Genomic DNA, 23309 nt, shown 5'->3' with positions numbered 1-23309 from the left:
TCCTGCTCGATTACGCGCCCAAGGGCGGCGTATTGCCGATGCGTCCCAGGGTGGGCGCAACGCTGGTCGCGGCGATGCACTTCTACCCGGGCTCGCCTCTGCTGCGCTGCCTCTACGACGACGCAGAGTCACCGCAGCCCGACGCAGAGTCACCGCAGCCCGACGCACTCCCACATCCCGATCCGCTCGGCATGCTCGTGCTCTCCGACATCGCCGCGGCCAGGCGCGCCCACGCGCAGGCGATCGCCGACGATCCGTGGGCGCGGCGGTGGCCGGTGGTGCTCGACGCGCGACTCGGTCGCACCGTCGCGGGCCGACCGGCGGCAATCGATCACACGGGCGACGCAATCGACATCCTCGTGACGGGCGAGCGCTGGCCCCTGCTACTCGCGCTCACCGGAGGCGCGCGGGTACCGATCTTCGGGAGTCTCGGAACAGACGGACTCGACGTCGAGTCGGTGATCGTCGACGGCGGTGTGGTCCGCGTATGAGGATGGCTGCCGTATGAGTACCTGGGACGAGGTGGTCTCGGCCGCGCTCGTCGGCGTCCGCAGCCGACCGATCACCACGCACGGCGTCGATCCCGTGATCGAGGCGCATCTGCCAGATGAAGTCGCTGACCCGGCGGTCACAACCCTGCAGATCGCGGCACTGAGCGCCGTCGCACGGTGCGCGAGCGGGCCGCCGACGATCGCTGCCGAACCCATCCCCGCCTCGCCAGACGACCCGAGGCCGCGCATCTCCGATCAGATCGCAGGCAACCTCGACCGCGCGATGATGCTGTCGCCGCAGCTCGAACTCTGGTGCTTCGACCTGCTCGCGCGGTCGCACGTCCGGCCTCCCGCACGCATGCTCCCGACGCTCCTCGCCCGTACCGCGCGCAGGGTCGAGATCCGCGCTGCGGTAACCACTTTCGTCGGTCCACGCGGACGATGGCTGGCCGAACAAGCCCCCGAGCTGAAAGCCGTGCTCGACGCCCCCTCGACGTCGGGCGACATCGCAGATACCTCCGCGTGGACCCATGGCGAACCCGACGAGCGTGCGTCCTACCTGCGATCGCTGCGGGAGCGCGACCCAGATGCTGCGCGAGAACTCCTCGAATCCGCATGGCGCACAGAAGACGGACCCAGTCGTGAACTGTTACTGCCCATCCTCGGTCGCACGCCGTCGTTGTCCGACGAGCCCCTGCTCGAGCGCGCGCTCGACGATCGGCGCAGCAATGTCAGGACAACTGCGGCCGGAATTCTCGACCACATCGACGGCTCGGCGCACCAGCAGCGCATCCTCGACGCGGCGTCGAAATTACTGTTGCTCAACGAAGAACGGCACCTCATGCGCCGACGCCCCGTGCTGCAGGCGACGCTGCCTACTGAGCCGAATGCGGCGCTCGCACGCGACGGACTCACGCTGACCGTGCCGTCAAACGCAAGGCGTGGGGTCGGCGCCCACGTGCTCGCGCAGCTGGTGTCACGGATTCGGCCGTCGCTCTGGGAAAAAAGGTTCGCAATGTCACCGGCGCAGATCGTCGCAGCAATCGGTTCTGACCAGAGCCCGCTCGTCGTCGGATTGAGCCACGCCGCAGTGACATTCGACGATCGGCGCTGGGCGACTGCACTGATGACACACCCCGATGCGCTACCGGTCGTCTTCGTGGCCGCCGATCCGCTGGAGGTGTCACGTGCCTTCGACGACCTACCCGACGACCGACGCCTCGCGGCTCTGCGCGTCCTGCCGACCCCGTGGCCGGAGAACATCGCGCACGCCTCACTACGCCTGCTCGCCGCCACCGTGTCGGGAACCGCGCGCAGCGGGCCCACGGCAGAACTGTTCGACCTGATGTCGGTTGGCCTCCCGGCCACCGATGCGTGGCGCGACGCCGTGCGTGCGGTGGGTGCGCGTGTCGCGACCGCGCCCGCACAGTTCGCCCGCCTGGCCGAGTCCATCCGTATCCGTATCGTCCTCACGAGGGAGTTCGCATGACCACTGCAGACGATCTGCTCCGACCACACGCCGAGCAGCTCTACGCCGACGAACTCGCGGCACTGGCCCGCACAGACACCGCTAGCCGCCCTGCCAATTGGCTGCTGTCGCCGTCGGCGGTCGTCACCTACCTTCTCGGCGGCACTCTCGACGACGGCACGGTGATCTCACCGAAGTACATCGGACCCCGACGGCTGATGGAGGTGGCCGTGGCGACGTTGGCCACCGACCGCGCACTGCTCCTTCTCGGGGTGCCCGGAACAGCGAAAACCTGGGTGTCCGAGCACCTTGCGGCAGCGATCAGTGGGACGTCGACGCTGTTGGTGCAGGGGACGGCAGGCACGCCCGAGGAGGCGATCCGCTACGGCTGGAACTACGCCCGGCTGCTCGCCGAGGGACCGTCGAACGAGGCACTGGTGCCCTCACCGATCATGGTGGCGATGCGGGAGGGCAAGATCGCGCGACTCGAGGAGCTCACGCGTATCCCCTCCGACGTGCAGGACGCGCTGATCACCATCCTCTCGGAGAAGACGCTGCCGGTGCCGGAACTCGGGATAGAGGTGCAGGCCACCAAGGGATTCAGCGTGATCGCGACGGCCAACGATCGTGACCGCGGAGTCAACGACCTGTCGTCGGCGCTCCGACGCCGCTTCAACACGGTGGTGTTGCCGCTGCCCGCCTCGGCCGAGGACGAAGTCGATATCGTGACTCAACGTGTTGCTGCACTGGGAAAGTCGCTGGAGCTTCCCGAATTGCCCTCTGCCGCAGACGAGATCCGACGCGTGGTCACCGTCTTCCGCGAGTTGCGCTCCGGGGTCACCGAGGATGGGCGGTCGAAGGTGAAGCAACCCAGCGGCACACTGTCGACCGCGGAGGCCATCTCGGTCATCACCCACGGCATCGCGATGTCGGCACACTTCGGCGACGGCGTGCTCCGGCCCGCCGACGTGGCAGCGGGTATCCAGGGCGCGGTGATCAAAGACCCGGGAGCCGATTCGGTGATCTGGACCGAGTACCTGGAAAGCGTTGTGCGAGAACGCTCCGACTGGGCCGACTTCTACCGCGCCGCGCGCGGGGCGCTCCGCTGACCGGCATGTCCGCACCCCCCTCGTCCGCACCCACCGTCGACTCGCGTGCGCTGCCGGGCACCTACGTGCTCGGCATCCGCCACCACGGGCCGGGCTCGGCCCGCGCGGTGTGCAACGAACTCGACCGACTTCAACCCGACGCCGTCCTCATCGAAGGTCCTGCCGATGCGTCGGATCTGATCCCAGCCGTCGTCGACCCGGGCATGTCGCCCCCGGTCGCCCTCCTCGGATACGCGGCAGACGATCCGTCGCGTGCCGCGTTCTGGCCGTTCGCCGAGTTCTCGCCGGAATGGCAGGCCATGCGCTGGGCGGTGCGCGCCCGAGTGCACGTCGCGTTCTGCGACCTTCCCACGACGATGGTGCTCGCACACCGCACCGAGTCGGGTCATACGCCCGCCGACCCGACTCCGGAGGAGTCACGTGAACCCGGCGAGGATGCACCTGGTCGCGTACGGATCGACCCTGTACGCACGCTTGCCACCGCGGCCGGCTACTCCGATCCTGAGCGCTGGTGGGACGACGTCGTCGAAACACGCGGCGAAGCAGAAGGATTCGCGGCGATAGCCGAGGCGATGGCCACGCTGCGCGAGGACGACTTCCTGCGTTCGCCCGACGAGTCAGCCCCTGACGAACTCCACGACGAACGACGCGAAGCCCACATGCGTCAGGTACTCCGCGCGACGTTGAAGCGGCCGGGCGTCGAACGCGTTGCCGTCGTGTGTGGGGCATGGCATGCACCAGTACTGTCGGGGAAGTTGCCGCCCGCTGCCGGAGATGCGCGAATCCTGAAGGGAACGAACAAGATTCGGAGCAAGCTCGCGTGGGTACCGTGGACCCATTCGCGCATCGCCAGTGCGTCCGGGTACGGGGCGGGTGTGATCTCACCGGGTTGGTATCACCACTTGTTCACCACGTCCGACGACGTGATCGTCCGCTGGCTGATCCATCAGGCACGACTGTTGCGCGACAAAGACATCGACGTGTCGTCGGCCCACATCATCGAGACCGCCCGCCTCGCGGAGGCCCTCGCGGTGATGCGACAGCGACCGCTACCGGGGTTGGCAGAGGTCACGGAGGCGACCCACGCCGTGATGCTCGACGGCGACTCCGGACTGTCCGACATGATGTATCGCGAGGCCGTCATCGGGGAGCGTTTGGGATCGGTTCCCGACGACGCTCCCGTTGTCCCGCTTCAGGCCGACGTCACCGCGACGGCGCGGTCGGCCCGATTGAAGATCGATCCGGTGGCCAGAGAGCTGGCGTTGGACCTTCGCAAACCGACTGACATGGCCAAATCCCTGCTGCTGCACCGGTTACTCGTACTCGGCGTCAATTGGGGTGAACCCCGTGACGTCACCGGAATGGGCACATTCAAAGAGGGCTGGATCGTCGCATGGCGACCCGACTACGTCATCGACGTCGTGGTGGCTTCGGTGTGGGGCACCACGGTGCAGGGCGCCGCCACCGCCAAGGTCATCGACAAGGCGACGGGCGCCGACACGTTGGGTGAGGTCACCGAGGCGTTGGAGTCGGCACTCCTCGCCGAACTCGTCGATGCGGTGGCGCCTGTCCTGACCGCACTCGACGAGCGAGCCGCCGTCGACCACGACGTCGCGCACCTGATGCAGGCACTACCAGCACTCGGACGCGCGCAGCGCTACGGAGACGTCCGCGGCACCGACACCGCCTCGCTGCACCTCGTCGCATCGTCGTTGCTCACCCGCATCTGCGTCGGCATCCCCGCCGCCATCTCGAGTCTCAACGATGACGCTGCGAAAGCCCTGAAAGCGCATCTCGACGCCACCCACGAGACGGTGGTCCTGCTCGACGAGCAGGACATGGGCCGCTGGATCGGGGCACTGCGCACGATCGCCGACCGGTGTGATGTGAACGGTCTGTTGGTCGGCCGAGCCACGCGATTGCTGCTTGACGGCGGACACATCGATGCCGCCGACGCCGCCGGCCGGTTGCAGTTCGCGTTGTCGACGGGAGCCACCCCGACGTCGAAAACCCAATGGATCGACGGCTTTCTGGGTGACGGTGGGCTGCTGCTCGTCCACGACCGCGATCTGTTGGTGATCCTCGACGAGTGGCTGAGCACGCTCGGCGAGCGTGACTTCACCGACGTTCTGCCGTTGCTGCGCAGGACTTTCGGGCTGTTCGACACTTCGGTGCGTCGCAACATCGGCAACCGGGTCGCATCACTCGACCGCACCGACGGCCTTCCGGCCAGCACGACGACCTTCGATCCCGATCTCGCCGCGCCTGCGGTGCGCGTTGTCGCCGACATATTGGGGTTGCGATGACCGACGGCACACGAGACGTGCGCGCCAGACGCTGGCGCTTGGTGCTCGGAGATGCAGCGGCAGAACAACTTCCGTCGCTGACCGGCTCCGATGCCGCTATGGACGGTGCGCTGTCGGCGCTGTATGACGCCGACGCGTCGCGCAGGGGTGGGTTGGGCAAGTCGGCTCCGTCGGTCGCCCGATGGCTCGGCGACATACGAAAGTACTTCCCGCAAACCGTTGTTCAGGTGATGCAACACGACGCCGTCGAGCGGCTGAACCTGTACTCGCTGCTCGCAGAACCCGAACTGATCGATGCGGTCGAACCCGACATCGAGATGGTCACCACGCTCATGGCACTCGGGCGGGCGATTCCGGCGAGTTCGAAGGCTTCGGCGCGAGCGTTGGTGCGCAAGGTGGTCGACGAGGTGGAACGACGCATCGCCCACCGCACCCGAAGCGCAGTCGGCGCAGCCATCGACCGCGCAGCCCGGGTGACCCGACCGATGTTCCGCGACATCGATTGGAACGCAACGATCGCTCGCAATCTGCACAACTACTTACCGGAGTACAAGACCGTTGTTCCCGAACGGCTCGTCGGCCACGGTCGCCGTTCACAAATGGTCAGCAAAGACATCGTCATCGCGATCGACCAGTCCGGATCGATGGCCCAATCGATCGTGTACGCGTCGATCTTTGGAGCGGTGATTGCCACGATGCGGTCGGTTCGGACGTCGTTGGTGCTCTTCGACACCGAGGTCGTCGACCTCACCGGTCAACTCGACGACCCCGTGGACGTGCTGTTCGGCGCGACGCTAGGCGGCGGAACCGACATCAATCGCGCGATCGCTTACTGCCAAACCCTCATCAGCAGGCCCAATGACAGCATCTTCGTGCTCATCTCGGACCTGTACGAGGGCGGAATCCGCGACGAGATGCTCAAGCGGATCGCGCAGCTGCAGGCCGACGGCGTGCAGGTCATCGTGTTGCTGGCGCTGTCGGACGAGGGAGCGCCGTCGTTCGATCGCGACATCGCAGGAGCGCTGGGTGCCATGGGTGTTCCGGCGTTCGCGTGTACGCCCGACGCCTTCCCGGAGTTGCTCGCCCTCGCGATCGGGCGCGGCGACATCGTCGGATGGTCCGATGCCAACGAACTGGCACAGCGTGGCATGGAAGACGAATGAGGCTTGGGCGCCGGGCGGGTGGCGTCAGCTGGTCGCTGCGCTGGCGGTCCCGTCGAGTGAGGCCATGTACTGGCTCGCTATCGACAGAATGCGTCGGCCGCGCTTGGATTCCAGCGAATGCATGTGCCCGTCGGGAAGTTCGCTGTCGCTGGCGAGGTGCATCAGGATCGCCGCCAACGACGACGCCGTGCGGCACGGAATCACGAGCAGCGTCGCGTTTCGGTGGGAGCCGTTGAGCGTCATGAGCGGCGGAACCGTCGGAGAGTCTGCAGAGTCGAGACCGGGGTAGCGCCGGTAGCTTTGCCAGTGCACGGATATCGAGGTGACCTCGCCGAGTCGGGGCGCCGCCGCACCGGACAGACTGCTCAGTTCATCGGCGAGGTTCGCAGTGTACGGATACCACGCCCCGGCGATCGGGGCGCTGCGATCAGTGGTGAACCGAACCCGGGTGGGACCCAACGTGACCACCGGACACTCTCCTGACCGGCTGTGACGCCGCGTTCGCCGGTGACCAAAACCCGACGGTGACCAACACACGACCACGCGAGTACGTCGGCTATGAGTGCAAATCAGTTGAACCAGACTATACGCCCATGACCTGCGAAAAGTCGGCGCGGCCCTACACTTGCACATATGGCGATAGTGAACCGCGGCTTCGTCGGACGCCGCGACAGGATGGCCGATCGGCTGCCGCCAGGACAGTATTCGACCCTCGACTTCCCGGTCTTGTCCGCAGAGCCGACGCCGGTGCTGCCACTTGACTCCTGGCGCTTGACGATTCAGTCGTCGGATCATCGTGCACACAGTCTCCGGTGGCGGGACTTCCTCGCCCTGCCGCACCGGGACATCACGACCGATATCCACTGCGTCACACGGTGGTCGAAGTTCGACACCCGTTGGCGTGGAGTTGCTTTCGACGACTTGTTGGCGGTACTCCCGTGGCCACCGGACGCCTACGTGATGGCACATTGCTACGGCGGATACACCACCAACGTGCCGCTTACTGATCTGACAGATGGAAGGGGCTGGCTGGCAGATACCTTCGACGGTGAGCCGCTCGCGCCTGAACACGGTGGCCCGGTACGGCTGCTCGTACCGCATCTGTACTTCTGGAAGAGCGCGAAATGGGTTCGGCGCCTGCGGTTCATGCCCCATGACGCTCCTGGATTCTGGGAAGAGCGCGGCTATCACATCTACGGTGATCCCTGGCGTGAGCAGCGCTACTCGTGACAGTGAGGGAGTGTTGACAATGCGCTGGCAGATCACGACGGTCGTCGGGGCAGAGATGCAGACTCCGACCGCGAGATCGCTGCGACTCGCGCTGAGTGAACCGATGAGCGCCGATGCAGGCGCACACGTCGACATCCGGCTCACCGCGGAGGACGGATACTCGACGGCAAGGCCATACTCGCTTTCCGACGTCCGCGAGACGCGCACCATCGAGGTGACCATCGAGAAGGTCGACGACGGCGAGGAGTCGCCCTACCTCGTCGACATGGTCGAGGTGGGCGAGCCGCTCGAGATCAGCGGACCCAACGGACAGTGGTTCACGTGGGACCCGTCGAATACGCGGCCGGTCCAACTGATCGGTGGCGGCTCGGGGATCGTGCCGCTGATGTCGATGATCCGTCTGCGCGAGGTGGCTGCCCCGTCTACTCCGTTCAACCTCGTGTACTCGCTACGTACGCCGCAGCGACGGTACTTCGCGCGCGAACTCGATCAGCTTGTCGAGCACACCAGGTTGCCCGTCAACGTTTTTCACACCCGCGAGGGTGCGGAAGGAGAGACGCGCCGTCCCAGGCGCGTCACGGCGGCCGAACTCGCAGCGGTGACGATTGCGCCGCAACGAGAGCCGACCGTCTACATCTGCGGACCCAACGGGTTCGTCGAACACTGCGCACGAGCGATGCTCGACATCGGGCACGACGCCGGGCGAATCAGAACGGAACGATTCGGATAGAGACGGAACGATTCGGATAGAGGAGACGCACGATGGCAACGAAGAACGCCTTGATCGTCGGGGCATCACGGGGATTGGGGCTCGGACTCACCGAGCGCCTCTGCGAACGCGGTTGGCATGTGGCGGCGACCAGCCGCCACGCCGGCGGCGATCTGGGTGCGCTCGCCGCACGGTCCGATGGTTCGCTGACCGTCGAGAACGTGGATATCAACGACACCGACTCGGTTGTGGCACTGCATGACAAACTGTCCGACACCACCTCCGACCTCATCTTCGTGAATGCGGGAATCACGCACGATCGTTGGGAGACCGTTGGCGACGTCTCGACGGAGACGTTCGATCGCGTGATGGTTACGAACGCGCTCAGCCCCATGCGATTCGTCGAACGATTCGCTGACCTCGTCCCGCCAACCGGAACAATCGCAGTGATGTCGTCGGGGCAGGGGAGTATCACGAACAACACTCGCGTGACTGGGTGGGAGATCTACCGGGCGAGCAAATCAGCACTGAATCAGCTGATGCGGAGCTTCGCGGCCAGGCACTCCGACGACCCGCGCACGTTGCTCTTGATGGTGCCGGGATGGGTCCAGACCGATCTGGGTGGCTCCGACGCCTCGCTGACCGTCGAGCAGAGCACGCGGGGCGTCGCCGACGTCTTGGAAGCACAGGCGGGTGCGGGCGGGCTGCAGTTCTTGGACTATCGAGGTCAGACTGTGCCCTGGTAACAAACGCGGGCGGGGCTAGCGCTCGCATACACCTACTTGTCAGACAAGTACATGTATGCGTAACGTGTCGGTGCATCACCCCGAAGGAGTCTCACAATGCGCACGCTCGGAACCAGGCGGCCCGGAACATTCAGAGCAAGCACGACCGCGGGGCGGGTCGTCGAACCGTCCGTGCCCACCCAGCTCGGGATCGGTGCCACCGGTGGTGTGATCGGCGGACTGCTCGGCGGCGGTAGCGGGGTGTTCTACGTGCCCGCTCTGGAGAAGGTCACCAACCTCTCCCGGCATACTCTCCACGGCACTGCCGGCGCGGCGAACATCGCCGTTACCGGCGTCGGAGCAGCCACGTTCGGACTGGTTGGCGGATCCATCGATTTTCGGGCGGGGACGGGAATGGTTGTCGGCCACGCTGGGTGCGGTCCTGGGCGCCAAGCTGATCTTGCGCATCCCGGCGCTCATCCTGCGTTGGCTGTTCGTCGCAATCCTCCTGTTGACGTGCCTCAAATTGTTTCTCGACGTCTCAGGGCACGACCCGATGCAGGGATCGGCCGTCGTGCCCGACAGCTGGCTTGCGAGTCTGTGGTACGTCGTCCCGGTATCGCTGATTCTCGGATTCGTGATCGGCGCGTGGGCTGCCGGGATGGGTCTCGGCGGCGGCCTGCTCGCTGTTCCGGCCCTGATGTTGCTCTTCGGTACCGAACTCCCGACCGCGGAAGGAACGTCGTTGCTGATGTTCTTCCCCAACGTCATCGTCGGAACCATCACGCACGCACGCCAGGGCACCGCCGACATGCGACTCGGCCTCAACCTGAACATCGGTGCGCTGCCCGGTGCAGTCGTCGGCGTGCTGATCGCACTCGCGCTGAACGTCAAGATTCTGAGCATCGTGTTCGCGGCCTTCGCGCTGACGATCGGTGTGCGCGAGATGTACCGGATGTGGCTTGAGAGCGTCGCGCGGCGCCGATCGACCGCCGAGGTCGCGGGCCTATCATCAGAACGAACGGTGATGGACCATTCGAAACCAATCGACAGAGACACAACGGACTAGGACCTTGGAAGCACTTTCGCGCGTTCCGCTGTCGGAACAGGCAGCACGTGCCCTGCTCGACGATGTTCGGCGTGGACGCTGGGAGGTAGGTGAGCAGCTTCCCGGCGAGGTGTCTTTGGCACGGGAACTATCCGTGGGCCGCTCCACGGTCCGCGAAGCCATTCGACGCCTCGCAGCGCGTGGAGTGCTCACCACACGGCAGGGCGTCGGCGTCTTCCTCGCCGCGACCGAACCCACGCAGCCGTGGGATCAGCTCGCCGAGATCGCGGAGATCACCGACGTCTTGCAGGTCCGGATCGCCATCGAATCGCGGGCTGCCGCTCTCGCCGCAGCCAACCACACCGACGACGACGCGCGCATCATCCGAACGGCGTTGGAGAATCGCAACGCTCTGCTCGGCGGAACGCCGCAAGCGCTTGCCGCAGAGGATATTCGACTGCATCAGGCAATCGTCGTGGCGTCGCACAACGACCTGCTGGCCACACTCTTCGACGGCCTGCGGGCGCGGCTGGTGGGGTCGATGACCGACATGCTCACCATGATGCCGGTGGGTCGACCAGACGCCGACGAACACAGCGCGGTCGTCGACGCCATACTCGAGCGCGACGCCGACCGTGCCGAAAGGCTCACGCGTGCACATCTTCTGGGGCTGGCAGACTCGCTCGGATCTGACGCGCGAACCGAAGTGTGAACGCATCGATCTGGTGGCTACGGACCTCGGAGTGATGCATGCATCGACCGAATGTAGCGCGAGGACCCGACGACCACGGTCAACCATGAACCAGGCCTCCCGTTTCCAGTCATTTTTCGCTCTGCCTTGGTAAGCGAACTGGGCTTTTGCGGCCGGGTGCGCGCAGAAATGACTGGAAGCGGGAGCGGCCTAGTGGTCTCGACAAGCTCGACCATCGGGGGGCCGCTCGACCAGCGTGGGGACCGCTTGACCAGCGTGGGGCCGCTTGACCAGCGTGGGGCCGTTTGACCAGCGTGGGGCAGCTCGACCAGTGGCACCGCCGCTCGACCGGCGGCAGGCACAGTTCGACCAATGGCGTCACGCGACAGCCAGCGCGTCGACAGGCGCGACGGCCACGGCCCGACGGCTCGGCGGCAGCGAGGCGGCGATCACGACGACGGCGGTGCCTGCGATGATCGCGACGAGCGCACCCCAGGGCAGTCCGACGGGGATGCCCGACGTCGCCTTGCCGATGAGCGACTGGCTGCCGACGGTGCCGAATATGATGCCGAGCACCAGGCCGGCGATCACCGCAGTGCCACTGAGCGCCAACGACTCGCGGACAACCATCGCGCGCACCTGCCGCGCAGTGAATCCCATGGCACGCAACATCCCGATCTCGCGCGTGCGGCCGATCACCGTCAGCGACATCGTCGACACGAAGCCGACTGCCGCGATAATCGCCGAGATGGCGATCATGGCAAGCAGAATCGCGGTGACAACCGACAGGGAACGCTCGGTCTCGGCCATCTCGGCGGCCGACATGTCCCAGCCGTGGACGGACTTGGTCAGTGAGCTCATCCCCGACGCGATGGTGGTCACCAGCGTCACGCCGACGAGGAGGCCGATCGTGGAGCGGGTCGTCCGTCGCGGATCAGACACGGCGTTCTTGCGTGCCACGATCGACGGTGCGCTGGCACCGAATGCGGCACCCATCCACCGGACCAATTGCGGCACAATGCGTTGCGCGCCGATCAACACGCCCGTCGATACCGACGCGGCACCGAGGAACGCAACCGCGAAGCCGGTGAGATTGCCGAACTCTCCGAGGTAGCAGGCGAGTGCGAGCAACAACGCACCGAACACGATTGCGCCGCAGGCAACGACCGTCCGGAACGTACCGACCTTCGACCTCGCGCCGTCCGCCACCGCGGCACGAGTGAGCGTCGACCGCGTGCCCACCCGCGCAGCGATAGCCGCGATCAGAACCACCGCGATACCGGCCGCGAACACCCCCAGCGGAAGGAGTGGGTAGTCGCCTTCGGGTAGCTTTCCGTTGTGCAAGAGCACTTCTCGAACGATGGTCATGACCACTGTCGCGCACACGATGCCGATCACGGCTCCGATGGCCGCGACCGTGACGACGGCCCTGGTGAGTCCCGCTCGCAACTGGCGTGCACTCGCACCGATCAGCCGCAGCAACCTCAATTGTGCTCGGCGACTGGCGATGACCGTGTCGACACCGGAGCTGATCACGATCCCGGAGACGAACAGGGCGATGCCGATGAAGACCGCAGCCACCACTGCGAGCGCCGCACCAGCAGAACCACCCTTCTTCTCCGACAGCACCGACAGCATGCTCGCAGCGTCGACAAGCGTTGTGCCGTAGGCACTGGCGAGACCTGCGACGATGCCGACCGTCGACAACTCGCGCAACGATCCGACGGTCAGCCGCGCTGATGTGGCCTTCAAGCCGAGACCCCCTGCAAGCCGATGAGAAGATCGGAGATCTCACGCGCACCGAGGCCGCGGTACTCGCCGGTGATCTGGCCATCGGCAAGCATGATCACACGGTCGGCGTACGACGCCGCGACGGGATCGTGTGTCACCATCGCGATGCCCTGCCCGTACTCGCGCACCGCAGTGGTCAACAGCGCCAACACTTCTCGGCTGGTACGTGTGTCGAGTGCACCTGTCGGCTCGTCGGCGAGGATGATCGTCGGACGCATCGCGAGCGCACGCACAATGGCGACGCGTTGTTGTTGACCGCCGGAGAGCTCGGAGGGTAGATGATCGAGGCGTTCGTCCAGGCCGAGCGACCGCACCAGGTGTGCGATCCAGTAGCGCGTCTGCGCGTCGAGTCGTGTCCCGGCGAGTACGAACGGGAGGTTGATGTTCTCCTGGGCGGTGAGCGTCGGGATGAGGTTGAACGATTGGAAGACGAAGCCGATGTGTTTGCGGCGCAGAATTGTTCGTGCTTCGTCGTCGAGCGACCCGATGGGGTTGCCGTCGACCCAGATCTCACCCGACGTGATGTCGTCGAGTCCCGCGACGACGTTCATCAGCGTCGATTTGCCCGATCCTGACGGGCCCATTATTGCCGTGAACTCGCGACGTCGCAGATCGAGCGACACGTCGCGTAGCGCATGGATCGGCTGGCTCGAATCACCGTAGCTTCGGAATACGTTGCGTAGCACCACAGATGCTGGTTCATTCGTCATGCAGATAACGCTAGGGAAATCGATGTCTCCAGTCGTCAGCCATGACGATGAAATCGGCTCGACCGCTCGGATGACGTCGCGTACATCTCGAGATGTACGTGCTGGCGGTCAGACCAACCCGTGGTCGTATGCGTACACGACGAGCTGCACCCTGTCGCGCAGTCCCAGCTTGGCAAGAATGCGCGAAACATGGGTTTTCACAGTGGCTTCCGAGAGTACCTCGGCGTCGGCGATCTCAGCGTTGGAGAGTCCCTGTGCGGCGCGCACGAGTATCTCGCGTTCGCGTGGGGTCAGACGGTCGTACTCGGGTCCGGGGTCGCCTGCCCGCGTGCGGGTTTGCTCGAACAACCGTCGTGTCGCCGACGCCGCTACCACCTGACTGCCATTGGCGACGGCTCTGATCGAGGCGAGCAGGAAGTCGGGCTGCGCGTCCTTGAGGAGAAATCCACTGGCCCCTGCGGTGATGGCCGATGCCGCGGCCTCGTCGGCGTCGAACGTGGTGAGTACCAGCACGCGCGGAGCGTCGTCGCCGAGTGCGCTGACGAGGTCGGCGGTCGCGGTGATGCCGTCGATGCCCGGCATGCGCACATCCATCAGGACGACGTCGGGTCGCGTAGTGCGCACGAAATCCAAGAGCGAGAGGGCCGACGAATCGTGTCCGACCACCTCCATGTCGGGCTGACTGTCGACGATCATCGCGATGCCCTGGCGGAACATGGGCTGGTCGTCGATGAGGGCGATTCGGATCACCGCGACACTCCTTTCGAGTCGACGTCGGAGGTGGCGGGCACACGCAGTTCGACCAACCAGGTGTCCTCGGTTGCGGTGCTGCGGGCCGTTCCGCCGACGAGCGCGGCGCGTTCAGCCATGCCGATGATGCCGCGGCCTGCGCCACCGGGGGAGAGCGGGGTGTCGGTCAACCCGTTGCGCACGGTGAGGTGGCAGCCCCCGGTCCAGTCGATCTCGACGGTGACGGGGGTGGCCAGGTCGCCGTACTTGAGCGCGTTGGTGAGCGCTTCGGTCAAGACGCGCTGGGCCATGCGTCCGACGGCCGGCTCGCTGGTCTCCTCGTCGCCGATCTCGCGCGTCTCGATCGTCATGCCTGCGGTACGCATTCGCTCGTACAGGGTTTCGCGGTCGGCGCGGGAGGCGGCGACGGCGTCGTCGTTGTTGAGTTGGGCGAGCAGTCCGCGCACCTCGCCGAGTGATTCGCGTGCGGTGTCGGCGATGACGGTCAACGCGTTCCGTGCAACGTCGGGTGCGGTGTCGATGCTGTAGCGGGCACCCTCAGCCTGTGCGACGACGATGGTCAACGAGTGCGCGACGACGTCGTGCATGTCGCGCGCAAGACGTGTGCGTTCCCGCTGTTCGTCGTAGAGATCGAGCAGGCGTCTGCGTTCCAGCTGTGCGATGGTCTCGGCAACCTTTGCCTGCGCGACCGTACGACGCTGATACCGGATGAACCCGAACGTCCATCCGCCGATCACCACGACCGCCGCCAGGCAGAATCCGACGAACGTCGTGAACGCGCGGTTGAGCAGGGACGGCTCGACCGTGTAGGCGTGCGGGAACTCCCACCCGGCGACGAGCGATCCGATCACGGCCACCGCGAGTGAACCACGTCGAACTCGCCGGTCCGGATGCCCGCCGAGCGTTGCGAAGATCGGGAAGTAGGCGAGTGAGGCGAGCACGGCGATCTGGTCGGTCGCCACCTGAATCGCCGCGGATGCCAGCGCGAGCACGATCATCAGCGTCGGAGCGAGTCGTCGAACAGCGAGCGCGACGGTCACGAGCACAGCGGCAATGCCCGCGGGTGTCGACTGGTCGAAGTGCAGCCAGATCGCGATTGCACCGAAGATCATGGCTACGGCGACGTCGAGCATGAGGCTTCGACGGGTCAGGCCGCCGGCATAAAGCGGGTCGCGCATGCGTCCAGAGTGTCAGACGGCGGGGTGCCGCCGAAGGCCTACCGCTTGCCGGGTGACTGAGGTGTCCCCGGTAGGCAGGTGATCGCAAAGCAGCCCGGGTTGCCCTGCAGGGGCGCTCGCAAGGGCGTCGAACCGCATTGCAGAACGGTGCAATTCGACGGTGCGTACGGACCGAAACCCAACGCGCCCAACGCGATGTTCGGGTCGGCGAACTGGACCGGATCGAAGTCGAGGTTCAACGTCGGACGGTACGGTCCGGGGTAGGGAATCCTCGGCGTCCGGAAGGCAGCGACGAGCTTGCGGAAGAACTCGCGATACAGCTCACTGTTGAGGCTGGCGCTGAGAAGTGTTCCCGGGTCTGGCGAGACGTCGCCGAGAATCCCGTTCCAGCTCACCAACAATCCGAGACTGGGGACGATGAAGTTGTTCTGCTGCAGGAAGCCGACCATCGCGTAGGCGTCGGACGGCAACCCGGCCAGAGGCGCCTGCTGAATCGTCTGTCGGGACGGGAACGATGGCCCGGTACAGGGAGAGTCGTTGACCCAGAACAGATATCCGTAGCACCGATTCGACGCAGAGGGCGTGTGAGCCTGGCGGATGTAGTCGGAACTGATGATTCGTCGGCCGCCCCAGACCCCGTCGTTGAGCATCAGCAACCCGAGGCGTGAATAGTCCGTCGGAGGCATAAACAAGAAGGCGTATCCGTAGGTGTGGCCGGACCGATCGCGCGCCCAGTAGTAGTCGTGTTGCTTGATTCCCAAGGGCCCGAACAGTGTTCGCTGCGCGAACTCCTGCAGATCTTCTCCGACGGCGCGCTGCACGACGTACGCAAGGAGGTCGGGTCCGTGCTGCGTGTATTCGAAGAACGTTCCCGGCTTGTGCTGAACAGGCAGCGCGAGAGCTTCTTTCGCGATATCCGGATCGACGTCGAGTCCCGCAGTCAGTGCTTCGCTGACGATCGACTGGCGCAGGCCAGACGATTGGGTCAGCAGGTCGCGCACGGTGATCGCTGCATGTGAACGATCGACTGTCCCTGCGGGGAGATATTTCTCGATCGACGCTCCGAGATCTAGTCGCCCCTGCGTATAGGCGACACCGGCGAGCATCGAGATGACACTCTTGGTCGAACTGAACAGATTCCACGGAATGTTTCCGGTCACGGCGTTCAGCGGTCCGTTTCCGATCAGACAGTTGTTGCGATAGACCTCGATATGCGTACGCATTCTCGACGCCGCGAATGCGATGGCGTCGTCGAGCTTTGCCTTGTCGATTCCGACGCTCGACGGCGTGGCGGAGTCGGGTGCCGCGGAACCCTGCGGAAGGGCGCACCGCGCTTGGCTCGGCGCGGCGGTGGCGGTGGGCACAGTGGTCAGCGCCACCGGTGCCACAAGTGCGATCAGTGCTGCACAGGTCAGCAGAATTCGCTGCGGGATACGCGTGAGAAACCGGTGAGCTGGATGCTCGGACACTGCGCTGACCCCCTGATTGTGAGAACTACTGACGTGCAGCGTGGCACGCGTCGGATGCCGTGGTGTCGCCTTCGGAAAATGGAAGGCGATGCCGTCGAAATCTTGTGCAGATCGGCCCGCCGGGTGGCCACACTGCACACCGCGAAGTAAGCGTGTGCCGCCACTGTGGAGGTCTGCCCGAATATGTCGTCGAAGTGAACGTCGGACAGTATTTCGCCGCCACAGAACAAATGGCCTCGCGAGATCGACGTATTGCCATTAGCGTGGATCGCGCCACGTCCGAGCGCATACGGCATCGGAGGACTGCCATGACAATCTTCGTCACCAACGCCGGGTTGCAGATCCTGGCGCGTGTGACCTGGCGTCGTGCGGCCGTGTTGCTGACCACCGAAGTCGCGCGCAACGTCGAGGGCACGCCGGTTGTGCGCGTCGTACATTCACCCACGGTGACCCTACCCATTCACAAAGTGGTGGCCATCAAACGCAACGCCTACCGACCTTATGCGGGCAAGTCGATGGACTCCTATGCGTCTACAGCGACCATTTTGCGCCGTGACCAGTGGATTTGCGCCTATTGCGACGGCCCTGCCGACACCGTCGACCACATTGTGCCGGTGTCCAAGGGCGGCAAGAGCACCTTCGGTAACCAGGTGGCGGCGTGCAAATCCTGCAACGGTTTCAAAGCCAATCGCACTCCGCGGCAGGCGGGCATGGCGGTGAGGCACGCACCTTTCGTCTATGACCCGTGGGCGCAGGACCAAAAAGAGGTCTGGGAACTGTTCACGCTGCGGCCGAAGACGGGGTAGTTGCCGTGGCGGATCACCGATGAATCCGCCACGGCGCAACCACATGGGTCACGTTCCCGGACGACTGCGCGGGTCTGATTCTGCGGGTTATCGATCACTGGACACCCGTGGGCGGCGGCCTGCAAAGCATCTGTGACGCCCATCACCAGCTGTGTGTACACTCGTTCACTACGAGCTACCGGAGGGAGGCTGGTGAATCTTCTCAAGTGGAGTAAGCGGCCTGCGGCCGACGTCGACGCGACGCGCCCAGAGGTCAACATCCTGCGAGGCCTGATCGCGCGAGCGACGACCCCTCTGCTACCCGACGATTATCTACATCTGATCAATCCGCTGTGGAGCGCCCGCGAATTGCGTGGACGCGTCGAAGACGTGGTCAAGGAGACTGCCGACAGCGCGACGGTGGTGATCCGCACGGGGTGGGGATTTCCCGAGAGCTATCGGCCAGGGCAGTACGTCGGCATCGGCCTCGACGTCGACGGACGCTGGCATTGGCGGTCGTATTCGCTGACATCCTTCGGCAGCAACGACGACAAAACGATCTCCATCACCGTCAAGGCAAACCCCGACGGCTTCCTGTCGACGCACCTCGTCGACGGCGTCGCGCCGGGCACGATTATCCGCCTCGCCGCGCCGAAGGGCGACTTCGATCTGCCGGAGCCGGTTCCCGACGCCGTGCTCTTCTTGACCGCGGGCAGCGGAATCACGCCGGTGATCGCCATGCTCCGCGCAATGAAACACCGCGATCAGACGCCCGACATCATCCACGTCCACGCCGCACCGAGCCGCGACTCAGTGATCTTCCTCGACGAACTCGAACAGCTCGACGTCGAAACACCTAGTTACACACTGGATCTGCGCCTCAGTTCGGAGGATGGCCGATTCGACGTCACCCAGCTCGACGCCGCCGTTCCGGATTGGCGTGAGCGGTCGTGCTGGGCGTGTGGACCCATTGAGTTCCTCGACGACATCGAAGATGTGTACCGCGCGAACGAACTGTCGGATCAGTTGCACATCGAACGCTTCGCCATCGCACGCACCGACGTCGGTGGTGAGGGTGGCACCGTGACGTTCGCGAAGTCGGGTAAGTCGGCAGAGATCGACGGTGCCACCACACTCCTTGAAGCCGGCGAGGAGTTGGGAATCCAGATGCCCTTCGGATGTCGAATGGGTATCTGCCAGACCTGCGTTGTTCCGCTTGCAGCCGGCTACGTCCGGGATCTGCGCAATGGCGACGAACGACGCGAAGGTGACCGCATCCAGACATGCGTCTCGACCGTGTCGGGTGAATGCACGCTAGACCTGTAGGGAGGCTCTATGGCCATCACCGACATCGATCGGTACGCCCATCTCACCGAAGCCGACGTCGAGGCACTAGGTGCCGAACTCGACGCGATCAGACGTGACATCGAGGAATCGCGGGGGGTCGCCGACGCGAAATACATTCGACGCACCATCGCATTTCAGCGTGCGCTCGCCGCGGGCGGGCGCGTGGTGCTCATGTTCAGCAACCGCAAGCCCGCATGGATTCTCGGGACCGGGATGCTCGGCGTCGCCAAGATCGTCGAGAACATGGAACTCGGCCACAACGTGATGCACGGGCAGTGGGATTGGATGAACGATCCCGAGATCCACTCGTCGTCGTGGGAGTGGGACACCACCTGTCCGAGCGTGCAGTGGAAGCATTCGCACAATTTTGTGCACCACAAGTACACGAACATCGTCGGCATGGACGACGACGTGGGCTATGGCATCCTCCGTGTCACGCGTGACCAGCCGTGGGAATGGTGGAACGTCGGAAATCCGGCCTACAACTTCCTTCTCGCAACGTTTTTCGAGTGGGGCGTGGCGCTGCACCACCTCGAGGCGGAGAAGCTTCGTACCGGCCAGAAGTCGTATCGCGCTGCGCTGAAGGACCTTCGGGTCATCGGGCGGAAGGTCGGGAAGCAGGCCGCCAAGGACTACCTGATCTTCCCCGCGCTCGCCGGACCGAACTGGTTCACCACGCTGACCGCCAACGCGACTGCGAACTTCATTCGCAACTACTGGTCGTACGCAGTGATCTTCTGTGGTCATTTCCCCGATGGGGCCGAGAAATTCACTGTCGAGGAGTATGAGGAAGAAGATCAGCCCCGCTGGTACCTGCGACAGATGTTGGGATCAGCCAACTTTCGCGCAGGCCCGCTGATGCGCTTCATGAGCGGCAACCTCAGTCATCAGATCGAGCACCACCTCTTCCCGGATCTGCCGAGCAACAGGTACGAGGAGATCGCGGTCCGCGTGCGCGAACTGTGCGACAAGTACGACCTGCCGTACACGACGGGTTCGTTGCAGCATCAGTACTGGTTGACGTTTCGCACAATTGCCAAGCTGTCGCTGCCCAACGCGATGCTGAAAGCCAGCGCCGACGACGCGCCGGAGACGGCATCGGAGTTGCGGTTCAACATCATTGAGGGGACCAAGACTCACTTCGGCGTCGACCCGCAGACCGGCCGCAGGCGCGGGCTGCGCTCGGCCCTGCGGGAGCTGCGGTCGTCGCGGGTGGCTGTCAACCGCTGATCGAGCTTGCCTACCGCTGATCGAGCTTGCCCGCCGCTGATCGAGCTTGTCGAGATCCGTCGGGTCGAGCTTGTCGAGACCACCTCCTCGCTGGGGTGGTTTCGACACGGCTGCTCGCTCCGCTCGCGGCCTGCTCAACCAGCGGTGGGTGCCCGCTGCGCTCGTCGTCCACTCAACCAGCGGTGGGTGATCGAGCTTGCCCGCCGCTGATCGAGCTTGTCGAGATCACCCCCGCCAGCGCAGCACCTCCAGCGCGACGCCGACGTCGAGCAGGCTCTCGTCGAGCGGACGGGGCAGTAGCTCGTCGGCGCGGGCGAGGCGTCGAATCACGGTGTTGCGATGCGTATAGAGCGCTTCTGCGGTGCGAGAGGTGTTGCACTGCAGCTTGATCCAAGTTCGTACTGTGTCGAGTAGAGCTGACTCGGCATGTGCGAACTCGCCGAGAGTGTCGTCGACGAATGCCGCGGTGTCCTCGGCGGACGACATCAGCAGCGAGACCAGCCGGACGTCGTCGTACCTCACGAATCCGTGCGAGCCGCCTAGCTGCGCGACGATGCGCTGGGTCGCGAGCGCTTGGAAGTGGCTGTTGCGAAAGCCGTCGACACCGTCACCCGTTCTGCCGACGGCGACGTCGATCAGCGGGGATGGCGAAACACGCGCGATGTGTGTCTCATCGGTAGGCAGCCACATCCACAGCGACGCGGCGCTGGCCACGACGGTGAGTCGGTTGGCGCACCCGGCCGAGGCGGCGAGCGTGTCGGCGGCAGATTCGAGTTTTGCGGCCTGTTCGGGATGTGTGCTCCACAGGACCAACGCGGTGTGCGGGCCGAGGAGTCGGTAGCCGAGTTGGGTTTCGGCGCGGTCAATGGGGATGGGTGCGCCCTCGAGTAGCAGGGCAACCGCTTCTCGACGCTGCGCGTGGGTGCCGCGGGTGAGTTCGCCGCGTTCGCTGCGCATCCTGTTGCTCGTGGCCTCGACAGTGTCGTCGATGTAAGTCGAGATGGAAACGAGTGTGATGTCGAGGAGTTCGCGCAGTTGTTGTGGGTCGTCGGTGAGGGTGAAGCAGACCTGCATCCACAGCCGCCATGCGACGCTTTGTGCGGTGCGGAAGGCGTCGAGCGCTGATTCATCGAGGCCGCGCCGGACGAGGTCGCGAGCGGTGGTGAGGATGTCGGGGCTGATCTCGGCGGGTACGCGTTCGCCGGGATGGATAACGTTGCTCCTCGCCCAGCGCAGGGTGTTCGCGAGGTTGGTGCGTCGCGTTCCCTCGGCGAGCACAGGGTCGTCGGCGATGGCCTTCATGCGCATACCACCCAGTGAAGCGTCGTGGATGGCTTCGATCCACTCCTCGGGCGGGTCCAGGATGAGTTCGGCGCCGCGTCGGATCAAGCTCTTGATCTCGGGGGATACGTATGGCCACTCATCGGACATCCGAACAGTATGCACCTTGCGCGACCTTCATCGTGGGCACTTGGCACCTGGTGCGGCGGCGAGGTGTGACGCACTCTGGAATGTAACAACGTATGGTGTCATATTTGCCGTGCGGGAAGTCGAGCAAACCTAAGGAGGCGCAGGTGCCCACAACAGCCACACCTGTCGAAACGTTGGACGTTCTGATCGTCGGGGCGGGTGTCTCCGGTATCGGGGCCGCTCACTATGTGACCAAGGAGATGCCGCAGAAGACCTACGCGCTTCTCGAGGGCCGCGAGTCGATCGGTGGCACCTGGGACCTGTTCCGGTATCCGGGTATCCGTTCTGACAGTGACCTGCATACCTTTGGATTCGAGTTCAAGCCGTGGGTCGACAAGCAGTCGATCGCCGACGCCGACCGCATCATGCAGTACCTGCGCGAGGCCGTTGACGAGGACAAGATCAACGAGCACCTGCGCTTGCAGCACAAGGTAACCGCGTTGAACTGGTCGTCGAATGAGCAGTTGTGGACGGCCGAGGTCGATCGCCTCGACACCGGTGAACACATCCAGCTGAAGGCTCGTTGGGTGTACTGCGGGTCGGGCTACTACAACTACGACGAGGGATTCACACCCCACTTCGAGGGTCGCGAGCGGTTCACCGGGCAGGTCGTGCATCCGCAGCACTGGCCGGAAGATCTCGACTACAAGGGCAAGAAAGTCGTCGTGATCGGAAGTGGCGCAACGGCTGTCACGCTCCTCCCCGCGATGGCGAACGAGACCGAGCACATCACGATGCTCCAGCGCACGCCCACCTACATCCTGCCGCTGCCCAAGCACGACCCGTTTGCCAACGTGGCGCGACGCATCCTCGGCGACGAGCGCGGCTATGCCGTTGCGCGGTGGAAGAACATTCTGCAGCAGCGTGTGTTGTACGAAGCGGCACAACGATTTCCGAAGACGTCGCGCAAGGTGATCCGCAAGGTTAACCAGGTTCTGCTGCCCGACGGATACGACGTCGACACGCACTTCAATCCGCCGTACAACCCGTGGGATCAGCGGTTGTGTGCGGTCCCGGATGCCGACCTGTTCAAGACGATTCGCTCGGGCAAGGCGTCGGTGGTCACCGATCGAATCAAGTCGTTCACCGAGAAAGGCCTCCTGCTCGAAAGCGGTACCGAACTCGAAGCCGACATCGTCGTGACCGCAACGGGTTTGAACGTACGACTTTTCGGTGGGATGGAATTGTCGCTCGACGGCGAGCCCGTGGTGCTGCGTGACCACGTCATCTACCGCGGCATGATGCTGAGTGGTGTTCCGAATCTCGCACTCGCCGTTGGGTATACGAACTCGTCGTGGACGTTGAAGATCGGTCTGATCGGCGAGTACTGGTGCAGGCTCATGGCGTACATGGATGCGCGTGGGTACCGCGAGGTGGCGCCTGTAGTGGACCCGAACATGGAGACTCGCCCTGCGCTGGACTTCGGAGCCGGCTACATCAAGCGTGTCGAGGACCAACTGCCGCGCCAGGGTGCTGAGGAGCCGTGGAAGATGTCGATGAGCTTCTACAAGGACCGCAAGGCCCTGGGCGCTGACGTCGCGGACTTCGAGAACCTGCGGTTCAAGAGGGCTGCCTCGCCGGCTGGTGTCGTCTCGTCCGAGGGCTCCGAGCGCGTGGAGTCTGCCGTCGGCTGACCAAT

20 protein-coding genes and 2 pseudogenes are annotated in these 23309 nt (G+C 64.7%); 15 read left to right on the top strand and 7 right to left on the bottom strand.

Translation table 11 applies throughout. From position 1 onward, the window contains the following. The 5 genes and pseudogenes from A5766_RS15805 to A5766_RS15785 form a co-directional block, all read left to right on the top strand. A pseudogene (locus A5766_RS15805) lies at positions 1-491 on the top strand (SWIM zinc finger family protein); the annotation flags it as partial. A gap of 13 nt (positions 492-504) precedes the next feature. After that, positions 505-1980, top strand: coding sequence for a DUF5691 domain-containing protein (locus A5766_RS15800; protein ID WP_064862773.1), 1476 nt, complete (start codon positions 505-507; stop codon positions 1978-1980). After that, a complete protein-coding gene (locus tag A5766_RS15795) occupies positions 1977-3068 on the top strand; it encodes an ATP-binding protein (protein ID WP_005206381.1) in 1092 nt (363 codons plus the stop codon). Before A5766_RS15800 ends, A5766_RS15795 begins: the two co-directional genes overlap by 4 nt. Positions 3069-3073: 5 nt before the next feature. Next, positions 3074-5374, top strand: a complete 2301-nt coding sequence (locus A5766_RS15790; protein ID WP_064905338.1) for a DUF5682 family protein — start codon at positions 3074-3076, stop codon at positions 5372-5374. Next, complete coding sequence (locus tag A5766_RS15785; protein WP_064905337.1) at positions 5371-6537, top strand: VWA domain-containing protein; 1167 nt, start codon at positions 5371-5373, stop codon at positions 6535-6537. Before A5766_RS15790 ends, A5766_RS15785 begins: the two co-directional genes overlap by 4 nt. Before the next feature lie 24 nt (positions 6538-6561). Here A5766_RS15785 and A5766_RS15780 read toward each other — a convergent pair whose 3' ends face one another. Then, on the bottom strand, positions 6562-7005 hold the full coding sequence (locus A5766_RS15780) for a DUF5994 family protein (RefSeq protein ID WP_005206374.1): 444 nt from the start codon (positions 7003-7005) through the stop codon (positions 6562-6564). Between the two features lie 165 nt (positions 7006-7170). Between A5766_RS15780 and A5766_RS15775 the strand changes: the two genes are divergently transcribed. From A5766_RS15775 to A5766_RS15755, 6 genes and pseudogenes are all read left to right on the top strand, one after another. Next, entirely contained in the window at positions 7171-7767 is a 597-nt protein-coding gene (locus A5766_RS15775) for a sulfite oxidase-like oxidoreductase (protein ID WP_005206372.1), read from the top strand. A gap of 19 nt (positions 7768-7786) precedes the next feature. After that, positions 7787-8497, top strand: coding sequence for an FAD-binding oxidoreductase (locus tag A5766_RS15770; RefSeq protein ID WP_064862777.1), 711 nt, complete (start codon positions 7787-7789; stop codon positions 8495-8497). Positions 8498-8529: 32 nt separating this feature from the next. Then, positions 8530-9222, top strand: a complete 693-nt coding sequence (locus A5766_RS15765) for an SDR family NAD(P)-dependent oxidoreductase (RefSeq protein WP_064905334.1) — start codon at positions 8530-8532, stop codon at positions 9220-9222. A gap of 96 nt (positions 9223-9318) precedes the next feature. After that, positions 9319-9567: pseudogene (locus A5766_RS25070) on the top strand (sulfite exporter TauE/SafE family protein); the annotation flags it as partial. Between the two features lie 52 nt (positions 9568-9619). Then, complete coding sequence (locus A5766_RS15760; protein ID WP_231894673.1) at positions 9620-10270, top strand: sulfite exporter TauE/SafE family protein; 651 nt, start codon at positions 9620-9622, stop codon at positions 10268-10270. A 4-nt stretch (positions 10271-10274) separates the two neighbouring features. Beyond that, entirely contained in the window at positions 10275-10961 is a 687-nt protein-coding gene (locus A5766_RS15755) for a FadR/GntR family transcriptional regulator (RefSeq protein ID WP_005206349.1), read from the top strand. 357 nt (positions 10962-11318) lie between these two features. Here A5766_RS15755 and A5766_RS15750 read toward each other — a convergent pair whose 3' ends face one another. From A5766_RS15750 to A5766_RS15730, 5 genes are all read right to left on the bottom strand, one after another. Beyond that, a complete protein-coding gene (locus A5766_RS15750; protein WP_064905333.1) occupies positions 11319-12692 on the bottom strand; it encodes an ABC transporter permease in 1374 nt (457 codons plus the stop codon). Then, a complete protein-coding gene (locus A5766_RS15745) occupies positions 12689-13441 on the bottom strand; it encodes an ABC transporter ATP-binding protein (RefSeq protein WP_064905331.1) in 753 nt (250 codons plus the stop codon). The genes A5766_RS15750 and A5766_RS15745 overlap by 4 nt, the downstream gene beginning before the upstream one ends. Before the next feature lie 108 nt (positions 13442-13549). After that, positions 13550-14191, bottom strand: a complete 642-nt coding sequence (locus A5766_RS15740) for a response regulator transcription factor (RefSeq protein WP_005206361.1) — start codon at positions 14189-14191, stop codon at positions 13550-13552. Next, positions 14188-15369, bottom strand: a complete 1182-nt coding sequence (locus tag A5766_RS15735) for a sensor histidine kinase (RefSeq protein WP_005206363.1) — start codon at positions 15367-15369, stop codon at positions 14188-14190. The genes A5766_RS15740 and A5766_RS15735 overlap by 4 nt, the downstream gene beginning before the upstream one ends. 38 nt (positions 15370-15407) lie before the next feature. Next, entirely contained in the window at positions 15408-16838 is a 1431-nt protein-coding gene (locus A5766_RS15730) for a serine hydrolase domain-containing protein (RefSeq protein WP_005206365.1), read from the bottom strand. A gap of 308 nt (positions 16839-17146) precedes the next feature. Between A5766_RS15730 and A5766_RS15725 the strand changes: the two genes are divergently transcribed. From A5766_RS15725 to A5766_RS15715, 3 genes are all read left to right on the top strand, one after another. Next, positions 17147-17644 carry an HNH endonuclease gene (locus A5766_RS15725; RefSeq protein WP_064905350.1) on the top strand — a complete coding sequence of 166 codons (498 nt, stop codon included), beginning with the start codon at positions 17147-17149 and terminating at the stop codon, positions 17642-17644. A 192-nt stretch (positions 17645-17836) separates the two neighbouring features. Further along, entirely contained in the window at positions 17837-18949 is a 1113-nt protein-coding gene (locus A5766_RS15720) for a ferredoxin reductase (protein WP_064905328.1), read from the top strand. Between the two features lie 9 nt (positions 18950-18958). Further along, positions 18959-20200, top strand: coding sequence for a fatty acid desaturase family protein (locus tag A5766_RS15715; protein WP_005205445.1), 1242 nt, complete (start codon positions 18959-18961; stop codon positions 20198-20200). A 225-nt stretch (positions 20201-20425) separates the two neighbouring features. On the opposite strand, the gene A5766_RS15710 is transcribed toward A5766_RS15715, so the two are convergent. After that, the gene (locus A5766_RS15710) at positions 20426-21631 is read right to left on the bottom strand and encodes a PucR family transcriptional regulator (protein ID WP_197501476.1); all 1206 of its coding nucleotides are present in this window, start codon (positions 21629-21631) and stop codon (positions 20426-20428) included. A gap of 143 nt (positions 21632-21774) precedes the next feature. Here A5766_RS15710 and A5766_RS15705 point away from each other — a divergent pair, with 143 nt between their 5' ends. Next, positions 21775-23304 carry a flavin-containing monooxygenase gene (locus A5766_RS15705; RefSeq protein ID WP_064905324.1) on the top strand — a complete coding sequence of 510 codons (1530 nt, stop codon included), beginning with the start codon at positions 21775-21777 and terminating at the stop codon, positions 23302-23304. Positions 23305-23309: the final 5 nt, after the last annotated feature.

It is taken from the genome of Gordonia sp. 852002-51296_SCH5728562-b, from assembly GCF_001665475.1.
Taxonomy (GTDB): Bacteria; Actinomycetota; Actinomycetes; order Mycobacteriales; family Mycobacteriaceae; genus Gordonia; species Gordonia sputi.
This window is presented reverse-complemented; position numbering and strand designations above follow the sequence as displayed.

Bases quoted from the DNA above. Each gene is read 5' to 3' on its own strand.
- A5766_RS15800 (WP_064862773.1), top strand. From the start codon at position 505: ATGAGTACCTGGGACGAGGTGGTCTCGGCCGCGCTCGTCGGCGTCCGC.
- A5766_RS15795 (WP_005206381.1), top strand. From the start codon at position 1,977: ATGACCACTGCAGACGATCTGCTCCGACCACACGCCGAGCAGCTCTAC.
- A5766_RS15790 (WP_064905338.1), top strand. From the start codon at position 3,074: ATGTCCGCACCCCCCTCGTCCGCACCCACCGTCGACTCGCGTGCGCTG.
- A5766_RS15785 (WP_064905337.1), top strand. From the start codon at position 5,371: ATGACCGACGGCACACGAGACGTGCGCGCCAGACGCTGGCGCTTGGTG.
- A5766_RS15775 (WP_005206372.1), top strand. From the start codon at position 7,171: ATGGCGATAGTGAACCGCGGCTTCGTCGGACGCCGCGACAGGATGGCC.
- A5766_RS15770 (WP_064862777.1), top strand. From the start codon at position 7,787: ATGCGCTGGCAGATCACGACGGTCGTCGGGGCAGAGATGCAGACTCCG.
- A5766_RS15765 (WP_064905334.1), top strand. From the start codon at position 8,530: ATGGCAACGAAGAACGCCTTGATCGTCGGGGCATCACGGGGATTGGGG.
- A5766_RS15745 (WP_064905331.1), bottom strand. From the start codon at position 13,441: ATGACGAATGAACCAGCATCTGTGGTGCTACGCAACGTATTCCGAAGC.
- A5766_RS15735 (WP_005206363.1), bottom strand. From the start codon at position 15,369: ATGCGCGACCCGCTTTATGCCGGCGGCCTGACCCGTCGAAGCCTCATG.
- A5766_RS15725 (WP_064905350.1), top strand. From the start codon at position 17,147: ATGACAATCTTCGTCACCAACGCCGGGTTGCAGATCCTGGCGCGTGTG.
- A5766_RS15715 (WP_005205445.1), top strand. From the start codon at position 18,959: ATGGCCATCACCGACATCGATCGGTACGCCCATCTCACCGAAGCCGAC.
- A5766_RS15710 (WP_197501476.1), bottom strand. From the start codon at position 21,631: ATGTCCGATGAGTGGCCATACGTATCCCCCGAGATCAAGAGCTTGATC.